The sequence below is a fragment of the Macromonas bipunctata genome (assembly GCF_002837135.1).
Taxonomy (GTDB): Bacteria; Pseudomonadota; Gammaproteobacteria; order Burkholderiales; family Burkholderiaceae_C; genus Macromonas_A; species Macromonas_A bipunctata.
Map to the genome: position 1 here is coordinate 1 of NZ_NWBQ01000096.1, position 6,017 is coordinate 6,017.

The 6,017-nt window shown below is 62.0% G+C and carries 5 protein-coding genes; 2 read left to right on the top strand and 3 right to left on the bottom strand.

What is annotated here, in order from left to right; all coding sequences use genetic code 11:
• A partial coding sequence (locus CON76_RS12205; protein ID WP_145995452.1) for a putative bifunctional diguanylate cyclase/phosphodiesterase occupies positions 1-1,201 on the top strand: 1,201 nt, incomplete at its 5' end.
• 28 nt (positions 1,202-1,229) lie between these two features.
• Here the strand turns inward: CON76_RS12205 and parC are convergent.
• Together parC and CON76_RS12215 are read right to left on the bottom strand one after the other, a co-directional pair.
• Positions 1,230-3,575: a DNA topoisomerase IV subunit A gene (parC, locus tag CON76_RS12210; RefSeq protein WP_101103686.1), complete on the bottom strand. Its 2,346-nt coding sequence runs from the start codon at positions 3,573-3,575 to the stop codon at positions 1,230-1,232.
• A gap of 39 nt (positions 3,576-3,614) precedes the next feature.
• Positions 3,615-4,172 carry a hypothetical protein gene (locus CON76_RS12215; protein ID WP_101103690.1) on the bottom strand — a complete coding sequence of 186 codons (558 nt, stop codon included), beginning with the start codon at positions 4,170-4,172 and terminating at the stop codon, positions 3,615-3,617.
• A 398-nt stretch (positions 4,173-4,570) separates the two neighbouring features.
• Between CON76_RS12215 and CON76_RS12220 the strand changes: the two genes are divergently transcribed.
• Positions 4,571-5,560: a phospholipase D family protein gene (locus CON76_RS12220; protein WP_145995453.1), complete on the top strand. Its 990-nt coding sequence runs from the start codon at positions 4,571-4,573 to the stop codon at positions 5,558-5,560.
• 58 nt (positions 5,561-5,618) lie between these two features.
• Here CON76_RS12220 and CON76_RS12225 read toward each other — a convergent pair.
• Positions 5,619-6,017: IS5 family transposase (locus CON76_RS12225; RefSeq protein WP_145995454.1), on the bottom strand; the 399-nt coding region annotated here is incomplete at its 5' end.

Sequence of the window (6,017 nt, forward strand, 5' to 3'; positions counted from 1 at the left end):
CACGACCGACTACGGGCCGTCCCGGCCTGATCGCTCGAACCTCGGGCTGAACCCCGAGGCTTGCCGCTCAATCTGGGTCAAGGTCACCAACAACCTGCAGCAGGTGCTCAGGGCCGAGGACACGCTGGCGCGCATGGGCGGCGACGAGTTTGTCGTCATCCTGTCCGACATCGGCACGCCCGAGGAATGCACGCTGATCCTGGACCGCATCCTGGCCGCTGCGCGCCAGACCGTGGTGCTGGAAGGCCACCCCCCCATCCAGATATCGGCCAGCGTGGGCGTGAGCCTCTACCCGGCCGACAACGCCGACCCCGACACCCTGCTGCGCCACGCCGACCAGGCCATGTACCTGGCCAAACAGGCGGGCAAGAACCGCTACCAGTTGTTCGACCCTGAAATCGACCGCCAGGCCCAGCTGCACCGCCTGCAGCTGGAATGGCTGCGCCAGGCGCTGCTGCAGCGGCAGTTCGTGCTGTTCTACCAGCCCAAGGTGGACCTCATCAACGGCCAGGTGCTGGGCGTGGAGGCCCTGATCCGCTGGCAGCACCCCACGCAAGGGCTGCTGGCGCCCGGTGCCTTTTTACCCTACGTGCAGGGCAGCGAGCTGGAACAGCACCTGGGCGAATGGGTGATCGAAACGGCGCTGGCGCAGGCCACCGTCTGGCGCCAGTCGGGGCTGCACATGCAGGTCAGCGTCAACATCAGCGCCAACCATCTGCTGCAACCGGGCTTCTGCCAGCAACTTGGCGCGGCCCTGGCCCGCCACCCCGACGTGGCCCCCGACCAGTTCGAGCTGGAAGTGCTGGAGACCGCCGCCATCAGCGACATGGCGCAGGCCGCCGCCATCCTGCACCAGTGCAAGGCGCTGGGCGTCAAGTTTGCGCTGGACGACTTTGGCACCGGCTACTCGTCGCTCACGTACCTGCGCAAGCTGCCGGTGGACACGCTCAAGATCGACCAAAGCTTTGTGCGCGACATGCTGACCGACAGCGACGACCTGGGCATCGTGGAGGGCGTGATACGGCTGGCCAACGCCTTCCAACGCCACGTGATTGCCGAAGGCGTGGAAACCCTGGCGCACGGCACCGCGTTGCGCGAGCTGGGTTGCCGCTTTGCCCAGGGCTACGGCATTGCCAAGCCCATGGCCGCCGAGCAGATTCCCACCTGGTGCGCCACCTGGGCGCTGGAGCCCAGGCCCTGAGACCCTACCCAGCAGCGGGCTCAGGCCATCACAGCACGCGCAGCAGCAGCGTCGGCTTGAAGCCGAAACTGGCGTCCTTGCCCTTGCGCCCACGCGCCTGGCCAGCGTGGTTGAGGCTGCGGATCTCCAGCACCTCCTCGCGCGGCTTGCCGCCCCGGCCCACGCCGTCGATGCGCACGCTGCGCGCGTACGCCACCGCGCCCAGCAGGCGGTCGCCTTCGTCCAGGCCCATCAGCATCAGGCCGCGCCCGCCCTTGGGCTGGTGCTTGACCTCGTCCAGCGCAAACGTCAGCAGGCGCCCGCCCACCGATACACAACACACATGCGTGGGCGGCACATCGGTGGCCAGCAGCGCGGGCGAGCACAACGTTTCGTCCGCGTTGAGCGTGACGAAGGCCTTGCCCGCCTTGTTGCGCGCGAGCAAGTCCTGCAGCTGCACCACAAAGCCATAGCCGCCGGAGCCGCTGAGCAGCAAGCGCGTGTCCAGCGCCCCGGCCAGGTAGTACTGCGGCTGCGTGCCCGCCTCCAGCTCGATCAGCGTGGTGATGGGCTGGCCATCGCCCCGGCCTCCGGGCAAACTGGCCACGGGCACCGAATACACCCGCCCATTGCTGCCCAACACCACCAAGTGGTCCACCGTGCGGCACTCGAACGTGCCGTGCAGCGCATCCCCCGCTTTAAAAGTGAAGACCGCCGCGTCGTGCCCATGCCCGCCGCGCGTGCGCACCCAGCCCTTGGCCGACACCACCACCGTCACCGGCTCGTCCACCACCTTGATCTCGGCCACGGCTTTTTTCTCGGCTTGGATGAGCGTGCGGCGCGCATCGCCAAAGGTCTTGGCATCGGCCTCAATCTCTTTCACCATCAAGCGGCGCAGTGTGGCCGGGTTGGCCAAAATGTCCTCCAGCTTGGTTTGCTCGCCGCGCAACTCGCTGATTTCCTGCTCGATCTTGATGCCTTCAAGCCGTGCCAACTGACGCAAGCGGATTTCCAGAATATCGTCGGCCTGACGCTCACTCAAGTGAAAACGCGCCATCAGCGCCGGTTTGGGCTCATCGCTGTCTCGGATGATGGCAATCACCTCATCCAGATGCAGCAGCACCGTTTGGCGGCCTTCCAAAATGTGCAAGCGGTCCAGCACCTTGCCCAACCGGTGTTGGGTGCGGCGCGTGATGGTGGTCTGGCGGAACGCGATCCACTCGGTCAACATCTGGCGCAAACTCTTGGGCACCGGTTTGCCGTCCAGCCCAATCATGGTCAGGTTGATGGGGGCTGAAGTCTCCAAGCTGGTGTGCGCCAGCAGCGCCGTAATCAGCTCTGGCTGCGCCACGCTGCGGCTCTTGGGCTCGAACACCAACCGCACCGGCGCGTCCTTACTGGACTCGTCGCGCACCCCGTCCAGCACCGCCAGCATGGCCGCTTTGAGCTGGGTCTGCTCCTGCGTCAACGCCTTTTTGCCGCTCTTGACCTTGGGGTTGGTCAGCTCCTCAATCTCTTCCAACACCTTCTGGCTGCTCACACCGGGCGGCAATTCCGTCACCACCAGTTGCCATTGGCCACGGGCCAAATCTTCCACCGTCCAGCGCGCTCGCACTTTCAGGCTGCCGCGGCCCGTGCGGTAGGCCTCGGCAATGTCGCTGGCCGGGCTGATGATCTGACCGCCACCGGGGTAATCCGGCCCCGGTATCAGGCCGAACAGCTCGTCGTCGCCCAGGGCGGGGTTCTTCAGCAGCGCCACACAGGCCCCCGCCACCTCGCGCAGGTTGTGGCTCGGGATCTCGGTCGCCATGCCCACTGCAATGCCGCTGGCGCCGTTGAGCAAGGCAAACGGCAGGCGGGCGGGCAGCTGCCTGGGCTCCTGCGTGCTGCCGTCGTAGTTGGGAATGAAATCGACCGTGCCCTGGTCAATCTCGTCCAGCAGCAAACTGGTGATCTTGGCCAGCCGCGCCTCGGTGTAGCGCATGGCGGCAGCGCCATCACCGTCGCGGCTGCCAAAATTGCCCTGCCCGTCGATCAATGGATAACGCTGCGAAAAGTCCTGCGCCATGCGCACCAGCGCGTCGTAGGCCGCCGTGTCGCCGTGCGGGTGGTAGCGGCCCAGCACATCGCCCACCACGCGCGCGCTCTTGACCGGTTTGGCCGGCGTGTTGCCGCTGGGGCCGCTGTAACCCAACCCCATGCGCTGCATGGCGTACAAAATGCGGCGCTGCACGGGCTTCTGGCCGTCGCACACATCGGGCAAGGCGCGGCCCTTGACCACGCTCAGCGCGTACTCCAGGTAAGCGCGCTGGGCGTAGGCGGCCAGGCTGTCGGCGTTGTCCACCGGCTCGGCCACCGTCGAATCGTCAGAAAAAATAGGCAAATCAAGGCTCATGGGCGTATTGTCCACCGACACGGCCCGTCCACCGACACGCTACGCCCGACGGCGCTTGAACTTGCTTTTCACCGAAGCCTTGATCAACTCCAGCAGATCTTCCAGATCCTCAAGATCTTCATCCGGATCAAAATGCTTGGGCAACCCCAAGTGCACAGAAATTCCGTTCATCTCCAGCTTGATCGACACTGAAGGCCCAGAATCACCCGATGAACATCTGAAATAATCGGTTTCATCCCCTTCACCACCACCTGCACCAACCCCGTTCCAAGCCTCATTGCTGCCTTTGGCGATCCGGGCCACGGCAGCCAGAGAGTAGCGGGAATCGGGATCGTCTTCATCCACCCAGCCCCACTCAAAGCGGGCCTGCCCGCCACGCGAAGCCTTGATGTAACGCCCGAAACCGTACTCTTGTAGCGTTCTAAAGAAGATTTTTACATCTTCATCGTCTTCTATGCCAGCCTCGGCGCTGGTTTGCGCTAGGAGAGTCTCTGCGAGCGTCCGCTTTTTCTGCGCCCAGACATCAAACACTTTGCGAGCCACCAAGTTGTTCGCATACAGCGATCTCAGATCGTTTTTTTTATCTCTATCACTCATAAAGCAGGAAAATTTTTTTACCAAAAGGTGGGGTGAGCCTGCCGCCCCAAAAGGGCCATTGGCTTGGACGGAAGCAGCGTGGGCAAGGCCATGAACACCAACAAACCCAACTGGCCAAACCGTTTTAGAGAAGGTTGGCTACGCACATTTTGAACGCAACAACGTTAATCAGCGATGATTTTAGGTTATCATAACTTACGTAACAACGAAAACAGATTTTCTTCAACTCATAAACCTGAGCCAAACAAAAGTCGACTCTCACACCCAAACAACCCAGTCACAAAAAACCCACAAACACCATGCACACCACACACTCCCACGTCAACCCGCAACCCGTCACCCAAGAACCTGCCATGTTTCTGCACGAAGACCACCTGACCAAAGCCATCCTGCACCTCTTGACAACAGAACCCACGCTGCGCATCGCGACCGCCTTCATCGGCACCGGTGCCAGCCGCTTCATCGGCAGCCAATGCACAGATGCGAAGATCGTGTGCAACCTGAGCATGGGCAGCACCAACCCGCAAGAGATCGTCATGCTCATGCAGCGGTTCGGCAAAAGCAACGTGCGCCAAGTCAACAACCTCCACGCCAAGCTCTACATCGGTTCTGAGTATGCCATCGTCGGCTCGGCCAACATGTCCCACAACGGCCTGGGCTTCCAGCCCACCGCACTGCGCGAAGCGGGGTACATGTTCCCGCTGGAGCCATCCAGCCAGCATGGCAGCTTGGACTGGTTTGACCAACTGTGGAACGAAGCCCGTGAAATCACCGGAAAAGATCTGGAAAACGCGAAGGAAAAATGGAAGCGCCGGGACAAGAACCGGGACGGCGAGTGGAACTTCGACTCGCGGAATATCTGCCATTACGACTTTGACCGCGACGACTTCCCGCTGCTGGGCTGGTTGGGCAGCAGCGCACGGGAAATCATTGACAACACCCCCATCCATCCGGCACTGCTGAGTGGCTGGAGCAGCTTGCAAGAAGCGATCGATAGCGGCGTGGGCATTGAATGCGACAAAGACATCCACCACATTCAAAAAGACCGCTGGGTGTTGCGCTTCCAGCCCCGCACACATGCTCGCCTCCAGTGGGATCAATTGAGCGGCATCGTATTACCCGGCATCTGTCGCCACACCGGCGAAACCGAAGCCAAGTCCGTCGCGCTGGTCAAACAGGCCACCAATGGCGCTGGGCCGTTTGACATGGACAAGGCCACCACAGTGGCTTTTCAACAACTGCTTTTCCGCTCCGAAAAATACCAAGAACTGTGCAATAATGAATTCAAAGGCTGCTGGTTTGAACCTCGGCTGGAACTGATGCGGCAATTCTGGAAAGAGTTGCAATTAACAGCTCGTCGCCTCTCGAAATTTACCATCAAGGAGTAAAGCCGGCTTTGTTGCACAAAGCCATAACGGGACGGAATTCCCCTGACCCCAGACGGAGTTATGCCACGGCCACCGTGTCCGGGGTGCCCAGTTGCGTGAAGCGGTTGAGCAACGCCACGCGCACCTGCAACTCCGCCACCTGACGCTCGAACGTGCGTGCCATCACGCGCTCGCCCAAGCGCTTGAAGCAGTGCATCTTGGTCTCCACCAGACTGCGCCGGTGGTAGCCGCTCCAGCATTTCCAGATTTTGCGCCCCAGCCGCTGGCAGGCCCGTACCGCCTCGTTGCGCACGTGCATGCCACGCTTGTTGGCCTTGACCTTCCACAGCCGTGCGTTCTTGCGCGGCGGGATGATGGCTTGAGCATTGCGCTGGGCAATGGCTTCATGGCACGCCTGGGTGTCGTAGGCCCCATCAGCACAGACGCTGCCTATCTCCTCGTCTTCGGGTATCTGTGC